The 1,968-nt window shown below is 54.3% G+C and carries 3 protein-coding genes; 2 read left to right on the top strand and 1 reads right to left on the bottom strand.

Translation table 11 applies throughout. From position 1 onward, the window contains the following. On the top strand, positions 1-368 hold a 368-nt coding region (locus OQK_RS30590; RefSeq protein WP_238537246.1), incomplete at its 5' end, for a hypothetical protein. A 247-nt stretch (positions 369-615) separates the two neighbouring features. On the opposite strand, the gene OQK_RS22395 is transcribed toward OQK_RS30590, so the two are convergent. Continuing rightward, positions 616-1,131, bottom strand: coding sequence for a nuclear transport factor 2 family protein (locus tag OQK_RS22395; protein WP_016774376.1), 516 nt, complete (start codon positions 1,129-1,131; stop codon positions 616-618). Positions 1,132-1,404: 273 nt separating this feature from the next. Here OQK_RS22395 and OQK_RS22400 point away from each other — a divergent pair. Beyond that, positions 1,405-1,968: AraC family transcriptional regulator (locus tag OQK_RS22400; RefSeq protein ID WP_016774377.1), on the top strand; the 564-nt coding region annotated here is incomplete at its 3' end.

Genomic DNA, 1,968 nt, shown 5'->3' on the forward strand with positions numbered 1-1,968 from the left:
TACTACTAACTCGGTTTTTTTTTCCTCCCACAGAAATAGAGGATTCACTGGATGCAGTGTCTTTTCTAGATACGCTGGCTATATTTGAGAAAGATGAGCTATATCAAGAAATTTTCGCCGAACTATCAGAGCCGCTAGCGGTCACTGACTTTAATCTGCCTTCAGGGCTGGCTTTGAATCTTAGAAGCTCTGATAAGCTTATTTTAGAAAAGCTCTTTGACAAGGATGGCTTCAAGATAAAGTTCGCATTGGCGTACGTTGAAAACTCTGAACCAAGTAGATGTCCAGATTGGATAACTGATATTAAGCATTTTTTGTATCCTCCAAAGCCGAGAGTTAAACGCGTTCGAGCTGATAGAGCTGGCTGAGTTCTCTTAGCCGCGATTCCTTCGCCTTTTTAGCGCGCGTCTGCTTGATGATATTCTGCGCACTTAGGTGTGCCTTACTTTCGGCGTCTGCTTTTGACATTCTTTTCGCTTCGCGGCCGCTTGTGTGGGTCGAAAACGGCCTAAGTCAAAAGTGCGCTTCTGGCCGAAAACCGACATCCGGTGACATGCCCACACGTAATATCTCGCAGTTTCCTACAGGCAGATCCTTCAGCCGATTCTGGCAGGCTTATCTATTCACATCGCCCGCTTCAAGCGGAATTCGCCTGATAACGTCGTCGTAAGGCACCAGGTCCAGAAAGGCAGTGACTTCAACTGCCTGCATATTTCGCATGCGCATAATCCATACGTAGCTGTTGCGATAAGGCGCGCCGTCAGCTGCGGTGGCGGTGCCGTCCCAGTGCACGACGACGTCATCGCCTTCAGCCCAGATATCCGTCACCGTCGGGCGGACGGGCGAGGCGAGCCGTTTTGCGAAGGGTTGGACTGCGCGTTTCAGGAAGTCATCTCGGCCCCGATAAGTGCCCGCCGAAGGGCTCGTCCCCTTGATTGTCCAGATCACATCGGGAGCCAGGACATCTGTGAAGAACGTCCGGCCGCCCTGAGCCCACTGGTTGAACGCTTGCGCGATGAATTGTCGATTGCGTTCCGTAGTCGGTTCGCTGGCCACGGCGGGCGCCGGCCCTGCGATGACGGTGGTAAGGATCAGTGCTAGCGCTGTAGAGAGGCGTTGAACAAGCGTCATTTCCTGTGCTCCTTAATCTGTCGGATGAGCCCCGTCGAGTTGGGTGGGCCGTTGTTGTTATCTGTAAGCCGCTAGTTGCGTTCCCACACGCCGTTGTTCTATATGAGGCTTTGGCAAGAACCGGCGCGGGTTTGGCCAGCAGTATCTCTGGGCCTCATCTGAAGTGTGACTTACGAGCGGAGGAGGGCTGTTGCAGGATCGTCCTGATTTCTTGCTTGATCATCCGATAGGCCAGATGTTTAACCGCCGAATCCCCACGTGATGGAGTTGTGTTTGAATTCCCTTTCCAAGCTTGTCGATATCGTTGGTCGTCACGCCCGGAATGACGGCATCCACAGCACCGCGATTCCGGGTGTCAGCCTGATTCGCTCCGCTTCGCCCACGATGCCTATGCCGGTGGTGTACGAGCCGACACTCTGCCTTGTCGCCCAGGGACGTAAACAAGCGATGCTGGGTACTACCGCCTATGTTTACGATCCGGCCAAGTACCTGATTGCATCGGTAGACCTTCCGGTGATGGGCTCGGTCATCGAGGCGAGTGAGGCTGTTCCTTATCTGTGCCTGGCGCTGGATCTCGATACCGCTGTATTGAGTGAACTTGCGCTGCGCCATCCGCTAAGAGAAGAGAGCGTCAGTGCACCGCCGGCAGGCATTACGCTCAACGATACGACTCCAGAACTGCTGGATGCCGCGGTTCGGCTGGCCGGGCTGCTCGACAGGCCACGGGATATCGAAGCGCTCGCTCCGCTGGTGATTCGCGAAATGCTTTATCGCCTTCTCACCGAAAACGGCAACAGCCTCATCAGGCAGATGGCACAGGCAGACAGCCGCTTGAAC

The sequence above is a fragment of the Pseudomonas sp. R62 genome (assembly GCF_000257605.1).
Classification (GTDB): domain Bacteria; phylum Pseudomonadota; class Gammaproteobacteria; order Pseudomonadales; family Pseudomonadaceae; genus Aquipseudomonas; species Aquipseudomonas atacamensis.

Bases quoted from the DNA above. Each gene is read 5' to 3' on its own strand.
- OQK_RS22395 (WP_016774376.1), bottom strand. From the start codon at position 1,131: ATGACGCTTGTTCAACGCCTCTCTACAGCGCTAGCACTGATCCTTACC.